The organism is Terrabacter sp. Soil810, from assembly GCF_001429645.1.
In the GTDB taxonomy this organism is placed as follows: Bacteria; Actinomycetota; Actinomycetes; order Actinomycetales; family Dermatophilaceae; genus Terrabacter.
This window is the reverse complement of record NZ_LMSW01000012.1, coordinates 364,194-390,240: the sequence shown is the minus strand read 5'-3', so window position 1 is coordinate 390,240 and position 26,047 is coordinate 364,194. Positions and strand designations below refer to the sequence as shown.

At 71.8% G+C, this 26,047-nt stretch carries 21 protein-coding genes and 1 riboswitch; of the genes, 3 read left to right on the top strand and 18 right to left on the bottom strand.

Translation table 11 applies throughout. From position 1 onward, the window contains the following. Positions 1-322: 322 nt before the first annotated feature. The 12 genes from ASG96_RS16575 to mraZ form a co-directional block, all read right to left on the bottom strand. Entirely contained in the window at positions 323-1,099 is a 777-nt protein-coding gene (locus tag ASG96_RS16575) for a cell division protein FtsQ/DivIB (RefSeq protein WP_056759099.1), read from the bottom strand. After that, entirely contained in the window at positions 1,096-2,571 is a 1,476-nt protein-coding gene (murC, locus tag ASG96_RS16570; protein ID WP_056759102.1) for a UDP-N-acetylmuramate--L-alanine ligase, read from the bottom strand. Before murC ends, ASG96_RS16575 begins: the two co-directional genes overlap by 4 nt. Further along, on the bottom strand, positions 2,568-3,680 hold the full coding sequence (gene murG, locus ASG96_RS16565; protein WP_057588637.1) for an undecaprenyldiphospho-muramoylpentapeptide beta-N-acetylglucosaminyltransferase: 1,113 nt from the start codon (positions 3,678-3,680) through the stop codon (positions 2,568-2,570). The genes murC and murG overlap by 4 nt, the downstream gene beginning before the upstream one ends. Continuing rightward, positions 3,677-4,963 carry a putative lipid II flippase FtsW gene (gene ftsW / locus ASG96_RS16560; protein ID WP_056759106.1) on the bottom strand — a complete coding sequence of 429 codons (1,287 nt, stop codon included), beginning with the start codon at positions 4,961-4,963 and terminating at the stop codon, positions 3,677-3,679. The genes murG and ftsW overlap by 4 nt, the downstream gene beginning before the upstream one ends. After that, positions 4,960-6,450 carry a UDP-N-acetylmuramoyl-L-alanine--D-glutamate ligase gene (murD, locus tag ASG96_RS16555; protein ID WP_056759108.1) on the bottom strand — a complete coding sequence of 497 codons (1,491 nt, stop codon included), beginning with the start codon at positions 6,448-6,450 and terminating at the stop codon, positions 4,960-4,962. The genes ftsW and murD overlap by 4 nt, the downstream gene beginning before the upstream one ends. Next, positions 6,447-7,532 carry a phospho-N-acetylmuramoyl-pentapeptide-transferase gene (gene mraY / locus ASG96_RS16550; RefSeq protein ID WP_057588636.1) on the bottom strand — a complete coding sequence of 362 codons (1,086 nt, stop codon included), beginning with the start codon at positions 7,530-7,532 and terminating at the stop codon, positions 6,447-6,449. The genes murD and mraY overlap by 4 nt, the downstream gene beginning before the upstream one ends. After that, positions 7,529-8,950, bottom strand: a complete 1,422-nt coding sequence (gene murF, locus ASG96_RS16545) for a UDP-N-acetylmuramoyl-tripeptide--D-alanyl-D-alanine ligase (RefSeq protein WP_057588635.1) — start codon at positions 8,948-8,950, stop codon at positions 7,529-7,531. Before murF ends, mraY begins: the two co-directional genes overlap by 4 nt. After that, positions 8,947-10,530 (bottom strand): UDP-N-acetylmuramoyl-L-alanyl-D-glutamate--2,6-diaminopimelate ligase, encoded by a 1,584-nt coding sequence (locus ASG96_RS16540; protein WP_057588634.1) that lies wholly within the window; start codon positions 10,528-10,530, stop codon positions 8,947-8,949. The genes murF and ASG96_RS16540 overlap by 4 nt, the downstream gene beginning before the upstream one ends. Before the next feature lie 11 nt (positions 10,531-10,541). Continuing rightward, a complete protein-coding gene (locus ASG96_RS16535) occupies positions 10,542-12,329 on the bottom strand; it encodes a penicillin-binding protein 2 (protein WP_057588633.1) in 1,788 nt (595 codons plus the stop codon). 517 nt (positions 12,330-12,846) lie between these two features. Further along, entirely contained in the window at positions 12,847-13,512 is a 666-nt protein-coding gene (locus tag ASG96_RS16530; protein WP_057588632.1) for a hypothetical protein, read from the bottom strand. Continuing rightward, positions 13,509-14,519 (bottom strand): 16S rRNA (cytosine(1402)-N(4))-methyltransferase RsmH, encoded by a 1,011-nt coding sequence (gene rsmH / locus ASG96_RS16525; RefSeq protein ID WP_057588631.1) that lies wholly within the window; start codon positions 14,517-14,519, stop codon positions 13,509-13,511. Before rsmH ends, ASG96_RS16530 begins: the two co-directional genes overlap by 4 nt. 372 nt (positions 14,520-14,891) lie before the next feature. Then, positions 14,892-15,323, bottom strand: a complete 432-nt coding sequence (mraZ, locus tag ASG96_RS16520) for a division/cell wall cluster transcriptional repressor MraZ (protein ID WP_056759123.1) — start codon at positions 15,321-15,323, stop codon at positions 14,892-14,894. A 496-nt stretch (positions 15,324-15,819) separates the two neighbouring features. On the opposite strand from mraZ, the gene ASG96_RS16515 reads away from it, so the two are divergent. The 3 genes from ASG96_RS16515 to ASG96_RS16505 are packed head-to-tail and all read left to right on the top strand — an operon-like array spanning position 15,820 to position 20,445. Then, a complete protein-coding gene (locus ASG96_RS16515; protein ID WP_056759125.1) occupies positions 15,820-16,878 on the top strand; it encodes a MoxR family ATPase in 1,059 nt (352 codons plus the stop codon). Between the two features lie 16 nt (positions 16,879-16,894). After that, positions 16,895-18,139, top strand: coding sequence for a DUF58 domain-containing protein (locus ASG96_RS16510; protein ID WP_056759126.1), 1,245 nt, complete (start codon positions 16,895-16,897; stop codon positions 18,137-18,139). Further along, positions 18,136-20,445 (top strand): transglutaminase domain-containing protein, encoded by a 2,310-nt coding sequence (locus ASG96_RS16505; protein ID WP_057588630.1) that lies wholly within the window; start codon positions 18,136-18,138, stop codon positions 20,443-20,445. Before ASG96_RS16510 ends, ASG96_RS16505 begins: the two co-directional genes overlap by 4 nt. Before the next feature lie 90 nt (positions 20,446-20,535). On the opposite strand, the gene ASG96_RS16500 is transcribed toward ASG96_RS16505, so the two are convergent. From ASG96_RS16500 to ASG96_RS16480, 6 genes are all read right to left on the bottom strand, one after another. Next, positions 20,536-21,012, bottom strand: a complete 477-nt coding sequence (locus tag ASG96_RS16500; protein WP_057588629.1) for a DUF6069 family protein — start codon at positions 21,010-21,012, stop codon at positions 20,536-20,538. Between the two features lie 287 nt (positions 21,013-21,299). Beyond that, positions 21,300-21,533, bottom strand: coding sequence for a hypothetical protein (locus ASG96_RS23345; RefSeq protein ID WP_157610941.1), 234 nt, complete (start codon positions 21,531-21,533; stop codon positions 21,300-21,302). A gap of 165 nt (positions 21,534-21,698) precedes the next feature. Further along, a complete protein-coding gene (locus ASG96_RS16495) occupies positions 21,699-23,336 on the bottom strand; it encodes an RNA polymerase sigma factor (protein WP_200958654.1) in 1,638 nt (545 codons plus the stop codon). 337 nt (positions 23,337-23,673) lie between these two features. Continuing rightward, on the bottom strand, positions 23,674-24,072 hold the full coding sequence (locus tag ASG96_RS16490) for a universal stress protein (protein ID WP_056759133.1): 399 nt from the start codon (positions 24,070-24,072) through the stop codon (positions 23,674-23,676). Positions 24,073-24,238: 166 nt separating this feature from the next. Then, the gene (locus ASG96_RS16485) at positions 24,239-25,501 is read right to left on the bottom strand and encodes a homoserine O-acetyltransferase (protein ID WP_057588628.1); all 1,263 of its coding nucleotides are present in this window, start codon (positions 25,499-25,501) and stop codon (positions 24,239-24,241) included. A 15-nt stretch (positions 25,502-25,516) separates the two neighbouring features. Continuing rightward, a riboswitch (SAM riboswitch) is annotated at positions 25,517-25,630 on the bottom strand. A gap of 94 nt (positions 25,631-25,724) precedes the next feature. After that, a partial coding sequence (locus ASG96_RS16480; protein WP_162262047.1) for a DUF4192 family protein occupies positions 25,725-26,047 on the bottom strand: 323 nt, incomplete at its 5' end.

Genomic DNA, 26,047 nt, shown 5'->3' with positions numbered 1-26,047 from the left:
GGTGGTCTGGGGACGGACAGTGCGTGGTGCGGGTGGTGCGGCTCGTTCCGAGCGTGTAGCCCTCAAACCTTAAACGTAGACATAAAGGTTACAGTTTGGTCACGAACCAGTGCCCTGACGGTATGACGAGGCACAGGGTCGATCAACCCACGTCGCGGCGTGTCGTCGCGGGGATTGCCCCAATTCCGAAGGGGGCGCCCCACGGGCCACACCAGCACCACCGGACACTGGGGTCCCGACCGCCGGGCCTCACCCTCCCACGGACGCCGCGCGGCCACGCGGCCGGGTCCCCGACCCGGACGGCGGCTCGGACCGGTGGGCGTCAGCGGGTTACGGGCGACGACGGGACGCTGACGTCGATCGTCGAACCCGGTTCCGGCAGAAGGATCTTCACCAGCTCTGCCTTGCGCGCGCCGTCGGCCGCGCCACCCCAGACGACCGTCTTGCGCTTCTCGCCCTTGGCCTTGACGGTGAAGGAGACCTGGTCGGCCGTCGACACCGACACCCCGGAGACGTCGGCGCGCAACGAGGGGTCGAGCGACCCGAGGGCCGCCAGCGCTGCGTCGACCCCCTCCTTCGTCACCTGCGCGGCCCCGGAGCTGACGAGCGGCACGCCCTCGGGGGCCGTGCCGACGGTGCGGAAGGTGACACCGTCCCGATCCACGACGTCGACCTCACCTCGAGGGTTACGGACCGCGAGCACGGCGATCCGGGGGGTCAACGTGATGACGACGGTGTCCGGCAGGCTGCGGCCGACCGAGACGGCGCTCCAGGCCTTGTCGGCGAGCAGGCGCTGGGCCACCGCATCGGTGTCGACGCGCATCAGGGGCCCACCGAGCGGCACCTCCGCGGACCTGCGCACCTGGGCGGACACGGACGCGCTCACCCCTCGGACCTCGACCCGCGACGCCGTGAGGACGCTGCTGAACCACCCCAGCCAGGCGACGAGCCCCGCCAGCACCAGGAGGGCGACGAGGACGCCCGCGACGAGGCGGGGGCGGCGGCGAGCAGCCGCGGCGCGTCGCTCGAAGCGCGTGCGTGACGACGCGAGCCCCGTGCCCGCGACGCGGCGACGGGCCGTGCTGTGCTCGAGCATCATGGCGCCCCTTCTTCGAGGATCCGCAGCACCTCCGGGCCGATCATCGTGACGTCGCCGGCTCCCACGGTGAGCACGAGGTCTCCGGGACGGGCCAGCCTCGCGACGCGTCCGGCGACCTCGGACCACGAGGGCACGTAGTGGACCTCGACCTCGGGCCGGGCCGCCGTGACCGCATCGGCGACGAGACGCCCGGACACACCGGGCACGGGGTCCTCGCGGGCGGCGTAGACGTCCATGAGCACCACGACGTCGGCCGGCGACAGCCCGGCCCCGAGCTCCGCCGCGAAGTCACGCGTACGGCTGTACAGGTGGGGCTGGAAGACGACGAGGAGCCGGCCGGTGTCGCCGACGAGGGACTTGGCCGTCTCGACGACGGCTGCGACCTTGCCCGCGTTGTGGGCGTAGTCGTCGACGACGACCACTCCCCGGGCCTCGCCCTTCGGCTCGAAGCGGCGGCGCGTCCCCGTGAAGGACGCCAGCCCGGAGAGGACGCGGTCGGGGTTCTGGCCGAGCCCGTGGACGGCGGCGGCGTACGCGGCCGCGGCGTTGAGCGCGTTGTGGCGCCCGGGCACGCCGAGGGTCATGCGCCGCTCGGTGCCCTCGTCGAGCAGCGTGACCGACGCGGTGACGCCGTCCTGCTGGTGGTCGCCCAGGACGACGTCGGAGGAGGGGTCGAAGCCATAGGTGACGACGCGCGTGCCCGTGGCCCTGGCCCGCTCGGCCAGCGCGACGGCTCCGGCGTCGTCGGCGCACGTCACGAGCAGTCCACCGGGCCGGATCGTGTCCACGAAGGCGTCGTAGGCGGCCTGGACAACCGTGAAGTTCGAGTAGAAGTCGAGGTGGTCCGGCTGCACGTTGGTGACGATCGCGACCTCGGGACGGTAGACGACGAACGAGCCGTCGCTCTCGTCCGCCTCGACGACGAAGACGTCGTCGGACCCGTCGTGGGCGTTGGTGCCGTGCTTGGCCAGCTCGCCACCGACCGCGAACGACGGGTCGAGACCGCAGCCCTGCAGCGCGACCGTGAGCATGGAGGTCGTCGTCGTCTTGCCGTTCGCGCCGGCCACGGCGACCGGGCGGCGACCCTGCATGAGTGCCGCGAGTCCCTGGGCGCGGTGCAGCACCGGCACCCCCCGCTCACGGGCGGCGACGAGCTCGATGTTGTCGTCGCGGATCGAGGAGCTCATGACGATCGCGTCGGCGCGCTCCTGGTGCCCCGCGTGGAAGCCGACCCACACGCCGGCCCCCTCGCTCTCGAGGGCCTTGAGGACGGGCACGTCCTTGGCGTCGCTGCCGGTGACCCGGATGCCGCGCGCCAGCATGATGCGCGCGACACCCGACATGCCGGCTCCGCCGATCGCGAGGAAGTGCACGCGACCGAGGTCTGCGGCGTCGGGCACGGGGGCCCGGAAGTCGAAGCGCGCCGCGGCGAACGGGTCGTCGACGGAGGGGGTGCGCGGGGTCTGGGTCACGTGCGGTTCCTGCCTTCTGCGGCCCGGTCGACCAGGTCTGCGAGCTTCTCGTCGGCGGCGGGCTCGCCGAGCGTCAGGGCCGCCGCAGCCATCCGTGACACCCGGTCGCCGTCGGTGGCGAGACCGAGCAGCACGGCGTCGATCCAGTCGGGGGTGAGGTCGGCGTCGTCGACGAGCAGGCCGCCTCCGGCTGCCACGACGTCGGCCGCGTTGACGCGCTGCTCACCGTTGCCGACGGGCAGCGGGACGTAGACGGCCGGCAGGCCGACAGCCGTCAGCTCGCACACCGTGTTGGCGCCGGAGCGCGCGACCACGAGGTCGGCGGCGGCATACGCCAGCTCCATGCGGTCGGCGTACGGCACGACGACGTACGGGGCCCCCTCGGCGGGGGGCTCGGGGACGAACTCCTTGCCCAGTCCGGTCACGTGCAGCACCTGCACGCCCCCCTGGCTCAGCTCTGTGACCCTCGCACGGAAGGCGTCGTTGAGGCGCTGGGCGCCGAGCGAGCCCCCCGTGACGAGGACGGTGGGCCACTGGGGCTGCAGGCCGAAGTGCTCGAGGGCCTGCGTGCGCAGGCCCGCACGGTCGAGGGTCGCGACCTCGCGGCGCAGCGGCATGCCGATGCGCTGCGCGTGGGGCAGCGACGTGACCGAGAACGTCGTCGCCACGGCGCTGGCCCAGCGGGCCCCGAGGCGGTTGGCCAGACCGGCCCGCGCGTTCTGCTCGTGGACGACGATCGGCACGTGGCGGCGCCGCGCGGCGAGGTAGGCCGGGGTGCTGACGTAGCCCCCGAAGCCGACGACGACCTCGGCTCCGGTCTCGTCGATGGCTGCGCCCGCGGCGTCGACGGCCGCCTTGAGGCGGCCCGGGAGCCGGAGCAGGTCGGCGCTCGGGCGACGCGGCAGCGGCACCTTGGGCACGAAGCGCAGGTCGTAGCCGCGAGCCGGGACGAGGCGCGCCTCGAGGCCCTCCTCGGTGCCGAGCGCCGTGACCCGCATCTCCGGGTGGCGGCGACGCAGGGCGTCCGCGAGGGCCAGCAGCGGCGACACGTGGCCGGCGCTGCCTCCCCCGGCGAGCAGGACGGAGGTGGGCGAGGACAGTGGGATCACCGGCTTCTGCGACGTTGCGGGACGGAGCGGACGCGGGACGGGAGCACCGCGAGCGACCGACGGACGAGACTCGGGCGGGCGTCGAGCAGGGCCTTGCAGCCCGGCTCGTTGCGCGCGAAGGACAACAGGATGCCGAGGGCGAGCAGGGTCGTCACGAGCGACGACCCGCCGGCGGACACGAGCGGGAGCGGGACACCGATGACGGGAAAGAGCCCGATGACCGCGCCGATGTTGATGATGGCCTGACCGAGCAGCCACGCCATGATGCCGAAGCCCGCGATGCGGACGAACCGGTCCTGGGTGCGGCTCACGAGCCGGAAGCAGGCCCAGGCGAGGATGCCGAAGAGCAGCAGGATCATCAGCGTGCCCGGCAGGCCGAGCTCCTCGCCGATGATCGCGAAGATGAAGTCGTTGTGCGCCTCCGAGAGCCACTCCCACTTCTCCTTCGAGGCCCCGAGCCCGACACCCCACCAGCCGCCGTCGGCCAGGGCGTAGAGGCCGTGCACCGACTGGCCGCACCAGCCGTCGGGGTCGGCCTGGCACGTCGGGTCGAGCCAGTTGGAGATGCGGCTCGTGCGGTTGTTGCTGCCGGTCACCATCAGGGCGACACCGACGAGGGCCAGGCCGCCGCCGAGGGCGAAGACGCGCTTGGGGGCCCCGGCCACGAGCAGCACCGATGCGACGATGACGAGCACGACCATCGCCGTGCCGAGGTCGTGGCCGGCGAGGATGAGGCCGATGACGACCGTGGCGATCGGGACGAGATAGGGCAGCACGACGTGGAGCATGCTGGCCATCCGCGAGGACTTGTTGGCGAAGATCACGGCTCCGACGAGCACGAGCCCGACCTTGGCGAACTCGGCCGGCTGGAACTGGACCGGGCCGAGCGCGAGCCAGTTGCGGTTGCCGTTGACGCTCTTGCCGAACGGGATGACGGCGGCGAGCAGCAGCACCGAGACGATGATCGTCGGGAAGGCGAGCCGCTTCCACCACCGGACGTCGAGCCGGCTGGCGGCTCCGGCAGCGACCGCGCCCAGCACGGCGAACAGCAGCTGACGCAGGAAGACGGTGTAGGACGCCTCGTCGGCGAGGAGCGCCTCGACGCTGGACGCCGAGAAGACCATGATCAGGCCGAAGACGACGAGCGTCGAGGTCGCACCGAGGATGAGGTAGTAGGTCGTCAGCGGTGACTCGAGCTTGCCGATGACGGGCAGCGAACGGGACGTCGAGGACGGGTCGGCGGCCTTGCCCGACGTCTTCTCGTCGGCGGTCGTCGCGCTCACTCCAGCCCCCCGTGTGCCTCGAGGTGCCGCCGGACCGCCTCCTCGAAGGCGTCGCCGCGGGCTCCGTAGTTGGTGAACATGTCCATCGACGCGGCGGCAGGCGCGAGCAGCACGACGTCGCCCGGCTGGGCGAGGCGCGCGGCCTCCCTGACGACACGGTCCATGACCCCAGTGTCGGTGTCGGACACGTCGACGACCGGGACATCCTGCGCGTGTCGGGAAAGGGCCTGCGCGATCTGGTCGCGGTCGGCACCGATGAGGACGACGCCGCGCAGCCGCGAGGCCATCTCCTCGACGAGGCTGTCGACGTCGGCGCCCTTGAGCAGGCCGCCCGCGACCCACACGACGGAGTCGAACGACCGGATCGCCGCCGCCGCCGCGTGGGGGTTGGTGGCCTTGGAGTCGTTGACGAAGCGCACGCCCTTGACGGTCGCCAGCTCGGCGATGCGGTGCCGGTCGGGGCGGAAGGCCCGCAGGCCGTCGCGGACCGCGATGGGTCCGACGCCGTACGCGCGAGCCAGCGCCGCGGCCGCGAGGGCGTTGGCGACGTAGTGCGGTGCGATGGAGGGGGCGTCGCCCTGCAGGTCTGCGATCGTGCAGAGCTCGGCGGCCGAGCGCTGGCGCTGCTCGACGAAGGCGCGGTCGGCGAGGACGTCCTCGACGACCCCGACCATCGAGGGGGCCGGGATGCCCGTCGTGAAGCCGATGGCGCGGCACCCCTCGACGACGTTGGCCTCCATCACGAGCTGCTCGGTCTGGATGTCGGCGACGTTGTAGATGCAGGCGAGGTGGGTGTTCTCGTAGATCTTGCCCTTGGCGCGGAGGTACTCGGCGTAGCTGCCGTGCCAGTCGATGTGGTCGGGCGCGACGTTGAGCACGGCGGACGCGACGGCCGACACCGACCGCTGCCAGTGCAGCTGGAAGCTCGACAGCTCGACGGCCAGCACGTCGTACGGCTCCGGGTGGAGCACGGCCTCGAGCAGGGGCGTGCCGACGTTGCCGGCCGACGTGGCGCGCAGGCCGGCGTGGCGCAGGATCGAGGCGAGCATGTTGACGGTCGTCGTCTTGCCGTTGGTGCCCGTGACGGTGAGCCACGGTGCGGCGCCCTCCCGGGCGCGCATGCGCCAGGCGAGCTCGACCTCTCCCCACACGGGTATGCCGGCCGTGGCCGCGGCGAGCATCAGCGGGTCGTGCGGGGGGACCCCGGGCGACGTGACGACGAGCTCGGTGCCGGGCGGCGGCTCGACGACGTGCTCGGGGCCGAGGCGGACGTCGACGTCGAGGATCTCGAGGATCGTCGCGCGCTCGCGGATCGCCTCGGTCACGTCGCGGGAGACGGCCGTGACGCGGGCGCCGCGGTCGGCGAGCGCGTCGGCGGCGGCGAAGCCGGACACGCCGAGCCCGACGACGAGGACGTTGATCCCCGACCAGTCGGCATCGCTGTGGGTCAGTCCCTCGCGGGGCTCGTAGAGCGGGTCGAAGCTCACTGGGACCCCACCACCCACTCTGCGTAGAAGACGCCGAGGCCGAAGGCGACGAAGAGTCCGGCGATGATCCAGAAGCGGACCACGACCGTCACCTCGTTCCAGCCGACCATCTCGAAGTGGTGGTGCAGCGGCGCCATCCTCAGCACCCGTTTACCGGTGGTCTTGAACGAGGCGACCTGGGCGACCACCGACAGCGTCTCGAGGACGAACATGCCGCCGAGGATGATGAGGAGCAGCTCGGTGTGGGTCGTGATGGCGAGGCCGGCGAGCGCGCCGCCCAGGGCGAGCGAGCCGGTGTCGCCCATGAAGATCTTCGCGGGCGTCGCGTTCCACCAGAGGAACCCGAAGCAGGCGCCCATGCCTGCGGCGGCGACGAGCGCGAGGTCGTGGGAGTCGCGCACCTCGTAGCACTTGATGCCCGGGTTGGTCTGGCAGTTCTGGTTGAAGGTCCAGATGCTGATGAGGACGTAGGCGCCGAAGACCATCGTCGAGACGCCGGTCGCGAGGCCGTCGAGGCCGTCGGTGAGGTTCACGCCGTTGGACGCCCCCGCGATCATGACGTTCGCGAAGACGACGAAGAGGATCACCCCGACGACGGTGCTGCCACCCAGCGCGAGGCTGATGTTGGTGTCACGGACGAACGACACGAGCAGCGACGCCGGCGTGCGGTACTGCTCGTTGGGGAACTGCAGCGCGAGCCCGGCGAAGGTGATGCCGACGAGGGCCTGCCCCAGGAGCTTCTCCTTCGAGCGGAGGCCGAGGCTGCGCTGCTTGCTGATCTTGATGAAGTCGTCGAGGAAGCCGACGAAGCCGAGCCCTGCGGCCAGGAAGAGCACGAGCAGCCCACTGGCCGTCGGCGGGTTGAGCGTCAGCAGGTGGGCCAGGAAGTAGGCGCCGAGCATGGCCGCGAGGATGACGGCGCCACCCATGGTGGGCGTGCCGCGCTTCGTGTGGTGCGAGGTGGGCCCGTCGTCGCGGATGAACTGGCCGTAGCCGCGCTTGACGAGGAACTTGATGAACAGCGGCGTGCCGAACAACGAGATGAGCAGCGAGATCGATGCTGCGAGCAGGACGCCCTTCACCGCGTGACCGCCTCTCCGGACGTGGTGGAGACGGGTGTGGCGGTGACCGGGCCACCTTCGGCCGCCAGGCGGTCGCCGAGCCAGCGCAGACCGCTGTCCCGGCTCGACTTGAGCAGGACGACGTCGCCGGCGCGCAGCCGCGGGGCGAGCAGGTCGTGCGCGGCGGCGGTGTCGGGCACCCACTCGGAGCCCGCGAAGGCCTCGGCGAGCGGACGGGCGCCCTCGCCGACGGCCACGACGTGGTCGAAGGCGAGCGACGCGGCATACGACCCGACGGCCGCGTGCTCGGCGTCGCTGTCGGGCCCCAGCTCGAGCATGCCGCCGAGGACCGCCCAGCGCTCCCCCGCCACGTGCATGGCCGCGACGGCGTCGAGTGCGGCACGCATCGAGTCGGGGTTGGCGTTGTAGGCGTCGTTGACGACGACCACGCCGTCGGCCCGGTCGGTGATCTCCATCCGCCAGCGGCTCACCGCCTCCGCGGCGCCGAGCCCGGCGACGACCTGGTCGAGCGAAAGCCCGAGCTCCAGGGCCGCGGCGGCGACGGCGAGCGAGTTGCCGACGTGGTGGGCGCCGCTCTGCTGCAACGAGACCCGGGCCGTGCCCTGCGGACACACGAGGGTGTATGCCGCCCTGCCGCGCTCGTCGAGGGTGACGTCCTCGGCGCGTACGTCGGCCTCGGGCGAGAGCCCGACGAGCTGGACGCGCGACGCCAGACCGGACGCCATGGCGGCGACGACGGGGTCGTCGGCGTTGAGGATCGACAGACCCTCGGCGGGGACGGCCAGCGGCAGCTCGGCCTTGGCGCGGGCGATGTTCTCGCGCGAGCCGAACTCGCCGATGTGGGCGGTGCCGACATTGAGCACGATGGCGACCTGCGGCGGCGCGATGCGCGTGAGGTAGTCGATGTGGCCGATCCCCCGGGCGCCCATCTCGGCCACGAGGAATCGCGTCGTCGGGGTGACGCGGCACACCGTCAGCGGCACGCCGATCTCGCCGTTGAGGGAGTTGACGGGGGCAACGGTCTCGGCGACGGACGACAGCACGGACGCGAGCAGGTCCTTGACGCTGGTCTTGCCCGACGAGCCGGTGATGCCCACGACCCGCAGCTCGGGGGCGCGGTCGACGACGCCGCGGGCGACGAGGCCGAAGGCGGTCTGGACGTCCTCGACGACGACGCACGGCACGCCTGCGACCGGGCGCGAGGTGAGGGCCGCGACGGCCCCGGCCGCGGCGGCCGCCTCGACGTAGTCGTGCCCGTCGGCGGTCTCGCCGATGCGCGCGACATAGAGGCTGCCCGGGAGGCAGTCACGGGAGTCGGTGGTCACCGGGCCGTCGACGACGACGGCCTCCGGGGAGTCGGTGCCGTGGACGGCGCCGCCCGTGAGGTCACGAATCTCACTGAGGGACAAGGCGATCACGATGTCACCCCCGACGAGGTGACGGCTGCGAGGGCGGCGCGCACGGCGTCGCGGTCGTCGAACGGATGCTTCACTCCGTGGATCTCCTGACCCTTCTCGTGTCCCTTGCCGAGCACCACGACGGTGTCGACAGGGCGGTCCTCCCCCGTACCGACCACCGCGAGGGCGATGGCCTCGGCGATGGCGCTCGAACGCGTGCCACCGTCGATGATCTCCGTGGCCTGCGCCGAGCCGGCACGGACCTCCGCGCGGGCTCCGGCGACGACGGCCGAGCGGATCTCGGCCGGGTCCTCGGAACGCGGGTTGTCGTCGGTGACGACGACGACGTCGGCCTGACGGGCGGCGGCGGCACCCATGGCCGGCCGCTTGCCGCGGTCGCGGTCGCCCCCGGCACCGAGGACGGCGATGAGCCGCCCCGGCGTCGAGGCACGCAGCGCGGCGAGGGCCGCGTCGACGGCGTCGGGTGTGTGCGCGAAGTCGACGACGCACCGCGGGCCCTCGGCGCCCCCGGGCGCGACGACCTCCATGCGTCCCGGCACGTCGGGAGCCACCGACATGGCTGCCTCGACCTCGGCCGGCGCGAGGCCGATGCGCAGCAGCGCGAGCGCGGCCAGTGCGGTGTTGGCGACGTTGAAGTGGCCGGGCAGGTGCGAGACGAGTCCCAGGGCACGGTCCGTCGTCCGCTCCCGCAGGGTGAACGCGCCCCCGTCACCCTCCTCGACACCCCAGTCGACGTCCGGGCTGCCCTCGGCCGTGGTGGCGAGGGTCGTCGTCGGGACGGTCGCCTCGGCCGCGAGGCGCCGGCCCCACGCGTCGTCGACGCAGACGACCGCCGAGCGGGAGCGCTGCGGGGTGAACAGGGAGGCCTTGGCGCCGAAGTAGTCGTCCATCGAGGCGTGGAAGTCGAGGTGGTCCTGCGAGAGGTTCGTGAAGAGTGCCACGTCGTAGACGACCCCGTCGACGCGGTGCAGCTCGAGGGCGTGGCTCGACACCTCCATGATGCAGGCGTCGATGCCCCGGTCGCGCATGAGCCCGAGCAGCGCGTGCAGGTCGGTCGCCTCGGGCGTCGTGCGCACCGACTCGATGCGCTCGTCCCCGATGCGCGTCTCGACCGTGCCGATGAGTCCGGTGCGCTGCCCGTGCGCCCGCAGCGCCGACTCGACGAGGTACGCCGTGGTCGTCTTGCCGTTGGTCCCGGTGACGCCGAGCATCGTCAGGGAGTCGGAGGGGTGTCCGTAGACCTGCGCCGCGACGTCGCCGAGGACGCCGCGAGGGTCCTGTGCGACGACGACGGGCACGGTGACCTCAGGCTGCGCTCCGACCTCAGCGAGGCCGGCCGCGTCGGTCAGGACGGCGACGGCTCCGGCGGCCACGGCGTCGGCGACGAAGCGCGCGCCGTGCACGTTGAACCCCGGGAGGGCCGCATACAGGTCCCCGGGGAGCACGGCGCGGCTGTCGAGGGTGACCCCGGTCACGACGAGGTCGGAGGCGTCCGCGGAGCCCACGTCGGCCCGGATCCGGGTCGTCAGGTCGCGGAGGTGCACACCCGACGTAGCGGGTCGAAGGGGGGAAGGTGACACGTCATCCCAACTTACAGGCCATCCCGCTTCGCCCGCGCATTGCTGATGACCTCCGGGTCGTCGGACGACAGGGGCTGGTCGGCCCACACGTGGTAGTCGAGGGTCGACTTCGGGCTGGGCGGTGCGCCGGTGCGCTCGAGCAGGTAGGACATGACCTGGTTGAAGACGGGCCCGGCGAGGGCGCCACCGAACATGCCGGCGCTCGGCTTCTGGATGAAGACGGCGACGACGTACTTCGGCGCCTCGGCGGGGGCGAACCCGATGAACGAGGCCGTGAAGCCGTTGTAGCGCCCCAGCTTCTCGTCGTAGCGGTCGGCCGTGCCCGTCTTGCCGGCGACGCGGTAGCCCTTGATGCGGGCCGCGCTCGCGGTGCCGTTCTCGCCCGTGACCTCCTCCATCATCCGCGACAGCTTGACCGCGGTGTCCTCGGTCACGACCCGGGTCGGCGTGGTCGGCGGCGACGGGATCAGGGTCCCGCTGTCGTTGACCGTGCCCTCGACGAGCGACGGCGGCACGCGGATGCCCTTGTTGGCGATGGTCTGGAAGACGCCGGCCTGCTGGATCGCCGTGACGGCGTAGCCCTGGCCGAAGAGGACCGTGTAGCGGCGGGTCGAGACCCAGTCCTTGGCGCCGGCGAGCAGTCCTGCCGACTCCCCCGGGAAGCCCACGGGGGTCTTGGAGCCGACGCCGAACTTGCGGTAGTACGCCTCCATGATCGCCGGCGCCACGCGCTCGCCGATGAGCATGGTGCCCATGTTGGACGACTTCGCTAGCACGCCGGTGGCCGTCATGTTCTCGACGCCGTGCGGCTCGTTGTCCTTGAAGGACGTGCCGGCTCGGGGCAGGCGCGGGGGGACGATGACGCCGGTGTCCGGGGTGATGACGCCCTGCTCGAGCGCTGCCGCCATCGTCATCAGCTTGCCGGTCGAGCCCGGCTCGAAGGCGTCGTTGAAGGCGTAGTTGCCGAGCGAGGACTTGGTCGCGTCGCCGAGGTCGTTGGGGTCGAACGTCGGGTAGCTCGCGGCGGCCCGAACCTTGCCGGTGGCCACCTCCATGACCACCGCGGTGCCGGACTGGGCGCCGACGGCGGTGACCTGCTTGGCGAGGGCGTTCTGGGCGTACCACTGGAGGTCGGCGTCGATGGTCAGCTTGACGTCGCGCCCGTTGACGACCGGGGTGTCGACGCGCTGGGAGCCGGGGATGATGTAGCCGTCGCGGGCCCGCTCGGCGACGCTGACGCCGGGGGTGCCCTTGAGGGTCTTGTCGAGCATCTGCTCGATGCCGCCCGCGCCGCTCTGGTCGGAGGGCCGCACGAAGCCGACGAGCTGGCCGAGGGCCATCGACGTCGGGTAGATCCGCTGCGCCGTGCGCTCACCGGTGATGCCGGGGATGCCGAGCGACCGGATCTCGCGGTAGATCGCCGGGTTGACCTCCTTCTTGACCACGACGTACCGGGTGTTCGAGCGCGTGAACAGCTTCGTCAGCTGGGTCGGTGTCATGTCGAGGAGCGGTGCGAGGTCGGCCGCGGCCCGCGTGACCCCGACCTCCTGGCGCACGCCGTGGATCGCCACGGTGTAGCCCGGGATGATCTTCGGGTCGGCCGCGATGGTGAAGCGCTCGACCGAGTCGGCGAGCACCTGGCCGTTGGTGTCGAGGATCTGGCCGCGCATGGCCGGGGTCGTCGTCTTGACCGAACGCTTGAACAGCGCGGCCTCCTGCGTCGCCGACGCGTCGAAGGCCTGGATGCGGAGCAGCTGCCCCGCGAAGATCGTGAAGACGAAGAGGATGGCCACGAACATGACGCGCGCGCGACGGCGCGGGTTGGCTCGCGAGATCTTGAGGGGGCGACGGGGCCCGCGCGGACCACGGGGGCCTCGCGGCCCTCGTGCTGCGGCCGCGCGCTGGGATGCCGGGCCGCGGCCGCGGCTCGGCGACGCCTGGGACCGCGGAGCGCCCGTACGCGCGCCCGCACGTGCGGTGCCGGCCGGCGCGCCGCCGCGGGCCCGGGCGGGGGCGGGGGCCCGCCCTGCCGGGGTGGCGCGTGCCGACGTGCTCGCGCGCGCGCCGGCGTTCGAGCCCGCCTTCGGGCCGGGTGAGCGCGCCTGGGTGCCCTGTCGGGTGGCGCCGCCCTGGCTCGCTCGAGCTGCGCCCGCGCGTCCCTGGCTCGTGCGTCCTTGGCTCGTGCGTCCTTGGCTCGTGCGTCCTTGACTCGTGCGCGTCGCGCCCGCGGCGGACGACGTACGGCGGTGGTCCCCTGCGGGCGCAGCGCCGCGGCCGGTCCGTCGTGGATCGGTCGACCGGTTCTGCGTCACGGGTTCACCTCACCGTCGTCTGCTGGGCCTGCCCCGCCTGCCCCGCCTGGCTCGCCGCGGGCGCGCCCGTGGCCCGGCCCGTCGACGCTCCGGGCGTCGTGCCCAGTGTGGGTGCTCCGGGGGTCTCGGGCTTGGCACCGGGCGTCGTCGGCGTGGCGGCCTGGGCCGGCTTGGCCGAGGCCGCCTTGCTGGCCTTCGTCGCGGACGAGAGCACCTTCTTGACCTTGGCCGTCACGGCGGGAGGCGTCGGGCTCGTGACGATCGGGAAGGCGTTGTTCTTCGTCGCCGGCTCGGGCTCCCCGGTGACCGTGCCCTTGGAGAGGTCGATGAAGCCGCGGGTGTTCATCCGCACCATGCCGAGCTCGGCGGCGCTACGGGCGAGGGCGCCGGTCGCCGAGGCACGGTCGATGTCCTCCTGGAGGTTGCCGGCGGTGTCGCTGAGTCGCGCCGACTCCCGCTGGAGGTCGCCGAGCGCGAGCGAGCCCTGGGCGAGCGCGGTGTTGAGCAGGAGCAGGGCGATGAGCCCGGCGGTGAGCAGCGCGATGCAGATCGTGGCGAAGGTGCCGTTTCCGGTGCGCGTGATGCTGCTCGGGATGACCCGGAGTGGCGTGGGGGCGGGGCCGCGCCGCGGGGCGCGGAGCGGCCGGGCCGTGGCGGTCATCTGGCTCATCGGGTGGGTCCCTTCCTGGTCCTGCTGGCTGAGGTGTGCGTGGAGGTGTCGCGCACGCGCTCCGCGACGCGAAGTCGGGCCGAGGCGGCCCGTGGGTTGGTGGTGACCTCGTCGTCGCTCGGCACCTCGGCGCCGCGCGTGACGAGGGAGAGGTATGCCGCGTGCTCGGGGAGCTCGACCGGCAGACCTGCGGGGGTGCTGGAGGTGGCGCCGGCGGCGAACGCGCGCTTCGTCGCCCGGTCCTCCAGCGAGTGGTAGGACAGGACGGCGATCCGGCCACCGACTGCGAGGACGTCGATCGCCTCGTCGATGGCTCGACGCCAGACCTCGAGCTCGTCGTTGACCTCGATGCGCAGGGCCTGGAAGGTGCGCTTGGCCGGGTGACCGCTCTGACGCTGCGAGGCCGCCGGGATGACGCGCCGCAGCATGTCGACGAGCCGACCGGACGACGTGTACGGCTCGATGGCGCGGTCCTGCACGACGGCCTTGGCGATCTTCCGGGCGAAGCGCTCCTCGCCGTAGTCGCGCAGGATGCGGGTGAGGTCCTCGACCGAGTAGGTGTTGAGCACGTCGGCGGCGGTCTGGCCCGTGGACTGGTCCATCCGCATGTCGAGGGGAGCGTCGACACGGTAGGCGAACCCACGGTCCGTCTCGTCGAGCTGGAGCGAGCTGACCCCCAGGTCGAAGAGGATGCCGTCGACGGCCGACACGTCGAGGTCGGCCACGACGTCCTTGATGTCGTCGTAGACGGCGTGCACCGGGCGGAAGCGGTCACCGAAGCGGGCGAGCCGCTCACCGGCGAGCGCGAGGGCCTCCCGGTCGCGGTCGATCCCGACGACGACGCACTCCGGGAAGCGCTCGAGCACGCCCTCGGCGTGGCCGCCCATGCCGAGCGTGCCGTCGACGTGCACCGCGCCGGGCCGCTCGAGGGCGGGCGCGAGCAGGTCGAGGATCCGGTCGCGCATGACGGGGACGTGGCGCTCCTGCGCCTGTCCTCGATCGCTCATGGTGCGTCCCTCTCACGCTCGTGCTGCGGGCCCGTTCTGGTGCGCCTGTGGTGCACGGGGCTGGTGTGACTCATGTGACCTGGCGGTGGATAGAGGTCCGCCTCGTCTGCTGCTGTGGTGGTGGTGGTGGCCGGTCGGCCGGGTGGCGGCGATCAGGTGGAGGGAGCTGATCGGCTGCCGGTCGGTGTGCTGGTCTGCGGTGCGGTCGACCTGGGGGCTGGTCCCCATCCGCTGCCTCGCCCGGGACGGGGGAAGTCGTCCCGGGAGTGGAGCGGCTGGAGGCCGGCACTCAGGTGCTGATCGGTCGGGGATGTCGGTCGGCGGTGTCGGTCGGTCGGCGGGTGGGCGTTGGCGGCGGTGGTCGTCCGGAGCTCAGAAGAGCCCGGGGATCACCTCCTCCGCCGTGTCGGCGAAGCTCTGCTCGGTCTGCTCGAGGTAGGTGCTCCAGACCGTGCTGTCCCAGACCTCGAGGCGGGCGCCGGCGCCGATGACCGTGACCTCGCGGTCGAGGCCGGCGTACTGGCGCAGGTTGGCCGGGATGGTGAACCGGCCCTGCTTGTCGGGGATCTCGTCGGACGCGCCGGAGAGGAAGACGCGCATGTAGTCGCGGGCGACCTTGCTCGTCGTCGGGGCCTGGCGCATCTGGTCGGCGACCTTGACGAACTCGTCCATCGGGTAGATGAACAGGCTGCGTTCCTGGCCGCGCGTCACCACGAGCCCGCCGGCCATCCGCTCGCGGTACTTCGCGGGCAGGAAGAGCCGACCCTTCTCGTCGAGCCGGGGCGTGTGCGTCCCGAGAAACATGGTCCGCCACCTCCCCTTTGTCGACCCGAAGGCGTCCCCATTCCCTACCTTGGAGCGCCACGATACTCCACTTTGCTCCACCGTCAACGAACCTTGCCCCTTATGGGCCCGGCGAGTCCGGTGTTTTCGCAGGTCAGAAGGGGTGGAGTGAAGTGGAGCAGATCAGACGCTGCGCGCCACCCAGCCCTGCGCTCGCCCCGACGCGGCGGCCGACCCCGGCGGGACGGCATACGCGAGCTGCTCACGAGTCGTGCTCGGCGGCGGGCTCGGAGAGGGCCCGAGGGGCACCGAACCGAACCGAACGCCCGCGCGGGACGTTGGAGGTGGAGGAAAGTGGAGGTGTGCCAGGGACGCTCTCGGGTGGCCTCCCCCCACGTGCCTTCGTCCAGGTCTCCATCCGGTCACGACCGGGGCAGCCCTACCGGTGTCGAGGGTCCATGGGAGAAGATCACCTGACGGGTTGCGCAGTCCGCCACGAGCAGGGCTGCGCCACGACATGGGGACGACGACGGAGGACAGCGTGACGACGACGGACACGGGGCTCGGGACCACGGCATCACCGGGCCCGGGCGCAGGCTCGGGTGCGACCCCCACCACGGGTGCGGCCGACCTCGGCCTGATCCACGACGTGGCCGAGCGGCTCATGGGCGCCATGACCAGTGTCATCGAGGGCAAGCCCGAGGTCGTCCGCACCACCATCACGGTGCTCTTCGCGGGCGGCCACCTGCTCATCGAGGACGTCCCCGGTGTCGGCAAGACGATGCTCGCCAAGACCTTGGCCCGGTCGATCGACGCGACGGTGCGCCGCATCCAGTTCACCCCGGACCTGCTGCCCAGCGACGTCACGGGTGTCAGCATCTTCAACCAGGACGCGCGCCGCTTCGAGTTCCGGCCGGGCGCCATCTTCGCCAACGTCGTCGTCGGCGACGAGATCAACCGCGCCTCCCCCAAGACCCAGTCCGCCCTGCTCGAGTCGATGGAGGAGCGCCAGGTCACCGTCGACGGGACCACCTACACCCTGCAGGCCCCGTTCATCGTCATGGCCACCCAGAACCCCATCGAGATGGAGGGCACCTACCCGCTCCCGGAGGCCCAGCGCGACCGCTTCATGGCCCGCATCTCGATGGGCTACCCCGCACCGAGTGCGGAGCTCGACCTGCTCGAGAGCCACGGGTCGAGCTCGCCGCTCGACGCCCTGACACCGGTCACCGACGCCGACACCATCAACCGCGTCGTGCATGCCGTCAGCCAGGTCCACGCGAGCCCCGCCATCCGCCAGTACATCGTCGACCTCGTGACCCGCTCCCGGGCCACGACCGCGCTGCGGCTCGGCGCGTCCCCGCGTGCCGCACTCCACCTGCTGCGCGCGTCCCGTGCGTACGCCGCCCTCGAGGGTCGCGACCACGTGATCCCCGACGACGTGCAGGTGCTGGCCGGGCCGGTCCTCGCGCACCGGCTCATGCCGTCGAGCGAGACCCAGCTCGCCCGGCGCACCACCGCCGAGGTGGTCACCGACCTGCTGCGCCAGGTGCCGGTGCCGCCCTCAGCCCGCTGAGTCGGGGCACGCGCCCATGAGCTCGCTGCGCAGCGTCCTGACGACGAGGGGCCGGGCCTTCATGGGCTCCGGCACCGTCCTCGTGCTCGCCGGGGTCATCTTCGGCTTCCGCGACCTCACCCGCTTCGGGGTGCTCCTCGTCGCGCTCCCCCTCATCTCCGCCGTCCTCGTGCGCACCCGCAAGACGCGCATGCGCATCGAGCGGCACACCCACCCCGAACGCATCAGCGTCGGGCAGGACGCCCACGTGACGCTGTCCTTCGAGAACGTCTCGACCAACACGACGCCGATCTTCCTCGCGGAGGAGCGCCTCGACTACGTCCTGGGCGACCGGCCGCGCTTCGTCGTCGGGCGCATCCCGCCGGGACGGGTGCGGGCGATCGACTACGCCGTGCGCTCCCACCTGCGCGGACGCCACCACCTCGGCCCCCTCGGGGTCCAGGTCCAGGACCCGTTCGGCCTGGCCAACCGCAACGCCGTGCTCGAGGGCACCGCCGACCTCGTCGTGCTGCCGGCCGTGCACCCGCTGTCGTCGAACCGCCAGCCCAGTGCGGGCGTCGGCTCCGAGGGTGAGCAGGCCCACCTCATCGCGCTGCACGGCGAGGACGACGTCACCATCCGCGAGTACCGCGACGGCGACGACCTGCGTCGCATCCACTGGCCCGCGACCGCGCGCACCGGCGACCTCATGGTGCGCCAGGAGGACCGCCCCGCGCAGCGGCGAGCCGTCGTCCTCATCGACCCGCGGCCCTCCGCCCACGGAGGAACGGGCGTGAGCAGCTCGTTCGAGTGGGCGATCACCGCGGCCGCGTCGGTCGCCGTGCACCTCTGCGACTCCGGGTATGCCGTGCACCTCGTCTGCGCCGAGACGGTCGAGACGTCACGCGCGGCCGAGACGATGACACCCGAGGAGATGCTCGACGTGCTCGCCGTGGCGAGACCTCGCGACGACACGGGCGAGGACGAGATCCTCCGCGCCGGCCAGGCGCTGGCCGCAGCCGGTGGCTTCCTCGTCGCCATCGTCGGTCCGTCGGGACGTGACGTCACGTCCCGGGTGGCGAGCCTGCGCCAGCCTGGCACGACCGGGCTGGCGCTCGTCCTCGACGCACGCAGCTTCGGCACGACCGACGCCGACGAGGCCGGGCCACACGTCGACTCGCTGCGCCTCGCCGGCTGGCGAGCCGTCTCCGTCCACCGCGACGAGGACGTCGCGCACGCCTGGGCCGTGCTCACGGCCGCCACCGTGGGAGGCAGTCGATGACCCGCCGTCGCTGGAGGATCACCCTCCTCGCCGCGCTCGCGACCGTGGCCGCGGTCTACCCGATCACGAGCCTCTTCGTCGAGACGACCTGGCTGCCGCAGGCGGTCTTCATCGTCTTCCTCGTCGCGGGTCTCGGACTCGTCGGGAGGGGGCTCACCCGCTCCCGCGGTCTCGTCGTGCTCCTCCAGGTGCTCGTCACCACCTACGTCATCCTCGCCCGCTACACCGGCGAGACGTTCACCCTGCTGGTGCCGACACCCGCCACGCTCGAAGCCGCCAACTCCCTCGGGCTGCAGGCCCTCGAGACGATCAACCGCTACTCGGCGCCCGCTCCCCTCAACGACGGCATCACCTTCTGCCTCGTCGTCGCCGTCGCGCTCGTCGCGATCGCGGTCGACGCCATGGCGGCGACGTGGCGCAGCCCGGCAGCCGCCGGGCTCCCCCTGCTGACGGCCTACCTCATCACGGCGGCCAATGGTGACGCCGCGCTCGCGCTGCGCTACTTCGTCGTGCCCGTCGTGCTGTGGCTCGTCATGCTGCACACGACCGCTCGCGCCCAGTTCGGCCGCTGGGGCACCGCCAACGCGGCGGACCAGAGCCAGATCGACGAGGCCGCGCACGACCGCGAGGCCCTGCGCTCGTTCACCGCGGGGGCGCTCAAGCTCGGCGCCGTCGGCGTCGTCGTCGCGCTCCTCGTGCCGGCCGTCATCCCACACTTCCCCCCGCGCTACCTCACCGAGGGGCTCGGCCGGTCGGGCGGTGGCGGCGGCGAGGGCTCCGTCGGGTTCAACGACACGCTCGACCTCTCGCGCAGCCTCAACAACCAGGACCAGTCTCCCGTCCTGACCTACACCACCACCGCCTTCACCCGCGCTCCCCTGCGCGTGCTCGCCACGTCGTACTACTCGCGCGGGCAGTGGAGCGTCGCCGGGGCCACCGGCGAGCGACCCGACAACCCCGCGCCGCTCCCGCCGCCGAACAAGATGCGCAAGTACGACATCACCGTGACGGACAACACCCTCGCCGCACCGCGCATCGCCGCTCCGTACCCCGTCATCGCTCTGAACGCGGCGGGCACGCAGTGGAGCGTCGACCCCGTGACGCGCGACGTCCGCGTCGACCGCGCGGTGAGCAACTACACGGTGACGTACGCCGACATCGCACCGTCGCCGCCGGAGCTGCGCGAGTCCGGCGCCCCGGACTCCCCTGACATCACCGACGACGACCTCACCATCCCCGACCGCTCGCGCGACCTGATCGAGCAGTGGTCCGCCGAGGTCACCAAGGGCAAGGACAACCCGCTCGACAAGGCGATCGCGATCCAGAACCACCTGCGCGACCCGAGCCGCTACACCTACTCGCTCGACCTCGGCGAGTCGCTTCGCGACAGCCAGGGACGCCTCCTCGAGCCGATCCAGAACTTCTACGAGGCCCGACGCGGCTACTGCGTGCAGTTTGCAACGGCGATGATCATGCTGGCGCGCGCACAAGGCATCCCGGCGCGCATGGCGATCGGCTTCCTGCCCGGTCAGCTCTCGGGCGAGCGCTACATCGTCCGGGCGAGCGACGCCCACGCCTGGCCCGAGCTCTACTTCCAGGGCTACGGCTGGCTCCGCTTCGAGCCGACCCCGGGTGCCCGCTCGGGCACGCCGCCGCCGTATGCCGTCCTCGGTGCGGACTCCGGCTCGACGGGTGGTGGCCGCGAGGTGAGCGACACCAACACCGCGAGCGGCGGGGCCTCGGCCAGCAGCACGAGCACGACGGCCACGGCCGCGCCCGTGCGGCCCCAGGAGTCCTTCCTCGACTCCCTCGGGCACGTGTTCAGCGTGCGCAACGTCGTCCTCGCGACTGCGCTCGTCCTCGGTCTGCTCGCGGCCTTCGCCATGCCGATCACGGCCTGGCTCCTCCGGCTGCGTCGACGGCGCGCCGCGGTGACCCAGCAGGACCTCATCGAGGCCGAGTGGGACGACCTCACCTCGCACTTCGGCGACCTGGGGCTCAGTGCGCCCGAGGGCGCGACCCTGCGCCAGCTGCGGGAGCGCTACGTCTCCGCCGGGCACCTGGACGAGGAGAACGCCACCGCCATGCGGCGGGTCACGGCCACGCTCGAGAAGTCGCGCTACGACCGGCCGGAGCGCACGACGCCGCAGGAGGCCTTCCGGCTGCACCACGACATCCGCTCGATCCGCCGCCAGGTGGGGCACACCCGAGCCTGGCAGACCCGGGCGCGGTCCTTCTTCTGGCCCGGGGCCGCCGTCTCGTTCTGGCGGTCGCTGCCCGACCGCCTGCTCCCGCGGCGCCGCTGACCCGGCGAACGGCACACACTCCCGGGACTCCACCCCCACGGCATACGCGAAGGAGCCCACGACGGTCTGTCGTGGGGCCCTCCCGAGCCGTCAGCGCCGTTGCCAGGAACGCTCCGCATCGACGACCGTGCGCGAGAGCACCGCCGTGAGCAACGAGCCGATGCACAGTCCGACGACGAGGTTGATGATGCTGACGGCGACCCTGCTCGCAGTCGAGCCGTCACGGGTGAACGGGAGAATCATGGCAGCCACCGTCGTCAGCCCGACGATCCAGGAGAAGAAGGAACGAGGCCTGGGCGTCGTCACCGACAGGAGATGGGCGACACCTGTCGCGGCGACCGCGGCCAGGAAGGCGGTCACGGCGTAGTTGAGGCCGAGCGAGTCGCTGACGTGCAGGACGACGGCCGTCTTCGCCAGGCTGACGTCCAGCACGCCCTGAGCAAGAAGGACACCAACCCAGGAGGTCAGGGCGGCCACCACCGCGGTGGCGAGGCCACCCGTCCAGAGGCGGCCCGCGTCGACGGAGACGTGGGAGGGGCGCCCCGGCACCACGTTCGGCTTGCTCATGATCGACCTTCAGTGCTCATGTCGCCCTCCGCAGTCGCTGTGTCGAACCCCGCACCCCATGAAACCGCGCCCGAGCCGCCCCGCGCCAGAGAACCGCCGGGCCGTACGCGTTACATGTGGCCCTACCTTGGGAGGTTCGACGGCGTGCTCGGAGTTGTCGGCGGCTAGCAGGCGCGCCGGAGGACGGACATGGCCGCGTCCGCGAAGGACCCGAACGCCCGGCTCGGATGACCGATGAAGACCGAGCTGGCCGTTGAATCGCAGTGGTCCTTCGAGGCCTTCGCTCGTCACCCGATCCGCGTGAGCAGCTCGGCCGAGAGCCACTGCTGCACCAGGACGCGGTCGGTCTCGATGAGGTACGCGACCAGAGCGAACCAGACCCCGTCCCGCTGCTGCCACTCGATCACGATGCCCGGGTGTGGGCCGGGGGCGTCGGGGCCGCCGCGGACCCAGCAGTGCCGGCGGCTGGGCGGTGTGGGCGGGATGGGGTGCTCGTGCCCCCGTCCCGATCCGCCAGCCATGGCTCCAGTGTGGCGCATCCTCGAACACCTGTTCGACCACATGGCGAGGCATCACCGTCCTTGCGGGCCGACACCGCACGGGTCGAGGCCGCTACCGGACATGCCGCAGGTCAGGCGCCCAATGGGCACCTGACCTGCGCACACGCGGTGGAGCGAGCCGAACCGTCAGTCCAGGTAGTCGCGCAGCACCTGGCTGCGGCTGGGGTGACGCAGCTTGCTCATCGTCTTGGACTCGATCTGGCGGATGCGCTCACGCGTCACCCCGTAGACCTTGCCGATCTCGTCGAGCGTCTTCGGCTGGCCGTCGGTCAGTCCGAAACGCATCGAGACGACGCCCGCCTCGCGCTCCGAGAGCGTGTCGAGGACCGAGTGCAGCTGCTCCTGCAGGAGCGTGAAGCTCACGGCGTCGGCCGGGACGACGGCCTCGGAGTCCTCGATGAGGTCGCCGAACTCGCTGTCACCGTCCTCACCGAGCGGCGTGTGCAGGGAGATCGGCTCGCGGCCGTACTTCTGGACCTCGACGACCTTCTCGGGGGTCATGTCGAGCTCCTTGGCGAGCTCCTCCGGGGTGGGCTCGCGGCCCAGGTCCTGGAGCATCTGGCGCTGCACGCGGGCCAGCTTGTTGATGACCTCGACCATGTGGACCGGGATGCGGATGGTGCGCGCCTGGTCGGCCATCGCGCGGGTGATGGCCTGGCGGATCCACCACGTCGCGTACGTCGAGAACTTGTAGCCCTTGGTGTAGTCGAACTTCTCGACCGCACGGATGAGGCCGAGGTTGCCCTCCTGGATGAGGTCGAGGAAGAGCATGCCGCGACCGGTGTAGCGCTTGGCGAGCGAGACGACGAGTCGCAGGTTGGCCTCGAGCAGGTGGTTCTTGGCCTTCTTGCCGTCCTGGGCGATCCACCACAGCTCGCGCTTGAGCTTCATGTCGATCTTGTCGCCGGAGTTGAGCTTCTCCTCGGCGAACAGGCCGGCCTCGATGCGCTTGGCGAGCTCGACCTCCTGCTCGGCGTTGAGGAGGGCGACCTTGCCGATCTGCTTGAGGTAGTCCTTGACCGGGTCGGCCGTGGCGCCGGCGGTGACGACCTGCTGTGCGGGCGCGTCGTCCTCGTCGTCGTCACGGATGACGAAGCCGGACTCCTCGGTCTCCTCGGGCTTGGCCGCGGCGGCCGGCGTGGCCTCGTCGCCGTCCTCGGCGTCGTCGTCCACGTCGACGGCCTCGACGACGGCCTCGACGACGACCTCCTCGAGCTCGGCGGCCGGGGCGTCGTCGGGCTCGGCGTCGTCGGCGTCACCATCGGCGGCGACGGTGCCGTCGGCGGACGTCGCGGCCTTCTTGGCCGCCGTCTTGCGGGTGGCCGCCTTCTTGGCGACGGGCTTGGCCGCGGCCTTGGCGACACCGGCGTTGGTCGCGGCCTTCTTGGCCGTGCGCGCGGCAGCAGCCTTCGGGGCGGTGGCGGGCTCGTCATCGGTGGCAGCGGCGGCTCGGGCCGGGGCTGCCTTGGCCGTCGTCTTCTTGGCGGCGGTCTTCGTCGTCGCGGTCGTGGTCCGCGTCGCGGACTTCGTCGCCGCGGCCGTGGTGCTGCGTGCGGTGGCCACAGTGCCTCCCTTGGTCCCTGTACGGGTCTTCTTCGTCGTGCTGGAGTGCGGCGCGTCGACGACGATCTCGATGTCGTGGGCCTCGAGGGTCGTGAGGACCGGCTTCATCTGCTTCAGGTCGAGTCCTGCATCGACCTGGGCGCGCGCGATCTCCGTTCCGGTGATGGTGCCGCTGGTGCTGCCCTTGACCAGGAGCTGCATGATCGCCTCGTGCTGGAACACCTTCGGCAGGGTCTTGGGAGCTCCAGCGGTTGTTGCCTTAGGCACGGATGCAGTCGCCTTTCGTCACAGGTCTCGTCAGATGACCGACCCGAATCCGGGCATGCATCATCACAACGAACGAGAATGGGGGTTGGTGCCGGAAGAGCTTGGCCTGTCGGAGTCGATCCCTGTTTCGATCTCTCGGTGCGCCTCGTGCGATCCGGTACTCGGACATTATAAAACGGCGTACGCCCTTCGAGCGAACGCACGTCAAACTCGCGTGCCGGACGAGGCGCAGGTCACGGTCCGCACCCCATCCGGAGCGTGCCGACGGCGGTCAGTCGCCCTTGACCGCGAGCACAGGACAGCTCGCGTCGAGCAGGATGCGCTGGGCGTTGGACCCCAGGATGAGCTTGCCGACCGGGCTGCGACGACGCAGGCCGATGACGATGAAGTCGGCCTTCTCCTCCTCCGCGACGGAGATGAGGTCCTCGGCGGGGTCGTTGCCCCGGACGAGCTGGCGCACCTCGTGCTCCAGCCCCTTCTCCTCGAGGAGCGTCTGCACGCGGCTGAGCTCGCTCTCGAACTGGCTGGCCTCGTTCGCGTCGAAGTCCTTGCCACCCCGGTGGGAGCTGATGACGACGAGCTTCGAGCCACGCAGGACGCACTCCTCGGCGGCTCGCTTGAGCGCCGCGCGACCTTCCTTGGTGGCGACATAACCAACGACGATGGCCACTTTCCCGGACCTCCTTGGGACGGAAACAACCAGTGCTCGCACCGTACCCGATAACGAGGCGTCCGGCGCGTCCCGCGCGAAGTCTCGCCGAGTCACCGTCGGGGCGCACGACCAAGGCATGCGATGACGGCACACACCGGCGAACCCGCCCGGGCCGCAGACGGGTTCAGCCGCGGCGACGCTCGAGCGCGTCCCGGACGATGCGACCCACCTGGTCCTCCTCGATGAGGAAGCCGTCGTGCCCGAACTCGGAGGTGATGTGCGCGCGACGTGAACCCGGCAGAGCGGCGTGCAGCTCGTCCGACAGCCGGGGTGGGTAGAGACGGTCGGTGTCCACCGAGACGATCGTGCAGTCGGCGCGCACGAGCTCGAGGGCGACCTCGAGCCCACCCCGGTCGCGGCCGACGTCGTGGGAGTTCATCGCCTCGGTCAGCACGACGTAGGAGTTCGCGTCGAATCGACGCGCCAGCTTGCCGGCGTGATGGTCGAGGTAGGACTCGACGGCGAAGCGGCCGCGGTCGCCCGCGCGCAGTGGGTCCTCGCCGAGCTGGGCCTGGCGTCCGAACCGCTCGCCCAGCTCGGTCTCGGTGCGGTAGGTGATGTGCGCGATGCGGCGGGCCAGGCCGAGGCCCGTGTCGGGACGCGCGTGGCCGTCGTAGTAGTCCCCGCCGGCGAAGTCGGGGTCGTTGCGGATCGCGAGCAGCTGCGGCTGGCACCAGGCGATCTGGTCAGCCGTCGCGTACGCCGTCGAGGCGAGCACGATGCAGCGGTCGACGTCGTCGGGGTAGGTCACCGCCCACTCGACCGCCCGCATCCCACCCATCGACCCCCCGACGACGGCGGCGAGGCGGCGGATGCCCAGCCCGTCGAGGAGCCGGCGCTCGACGGCGACCTGGTCGCGCACGGTGACGTAGGGAAAGCGGCTCCCCCACGGCAGGCCGTCGGGCGCCTTGCTCGCGGGGCCGGTGCTTCCCTGACAGCCCCCGAGGACGTTGGACGCGATGACGAACCACTGCTCGGGGTCGACCGGGCCACCCGCACCGACGAGGGCGTTCCACCACCCGGGCGAGGCGTGTCCGTCGCCGGCCTCACCGATGACGTGGCTGTCGCCCGTCAAGGCGTGCTCGACGAGGATGACGTTGTCGCCCGCGTCGTTGAGCCGGCCCCACGTCTCGTAGGCGATGCGGACGTCGGGCAGCACGCCCCCGCGCTCGAGCTCGACCTCGCCGATGTCGGCGAACTGCCGCCGACCGACGGGGTCCCCGTCGCGCCAGGCGCCGTCGGGCCGACGGGGCTCGCATGTCGTGTGGTCGTCGACACGGCTCGTCGCGGCATGGTCCGGCGTCGCTGCGGCGCCGCCTGTCTGGCCGGTGCCAGCGGTCGCGAACCGCGGCCGGCGCGTGCTCTGCTTCCGGTGGGTGACGGTCATCGGGGTACTCCTCGGTCCTCGCGCTTGCACGCACCGGGACGGGTGCGGCCAGGTCTTCACCCGGGGCACCCCACCGCGAAGGAGGGTTGCCGACCAGCGAGCCGGGGCTTGTCGCTGGTACTCATGACCTGCTCCAACCATACGCGAGGCCTCCCCGGGCCGAGATCGGCCGGTCCACGACATGGACTCCGACCCACCGGCGCCGAGGCCTCATGGCCCGTGGTCAGGCGCACCTGCTGGGACGGACGCCGTGGTCGAGAGCGTCGCGGACGGCCCGGCTCAGGGAGTGGTCCGGCTCGAGCCCGAGCGCGTGGTCGACGGCGACACCGGCACGTGCCCCGTCACCGCACCACCAGGCGAGGTGGGCCACGATCGAGAGCAGGGGCGCGGCATGGGCGGCCGGGGTGAGGCGACAGACCTGCTCGAGGCGCGACAGGAGCAGCCGGGGTGCCGCGGCCTCCTCCCAGCCGTCCCAGTCGGGTTCGTCCCGGCGCGCACCGAGGTCGTCGTCGTCCACCGGCTCGGCGCGCTCGAGCAATGCCGCCC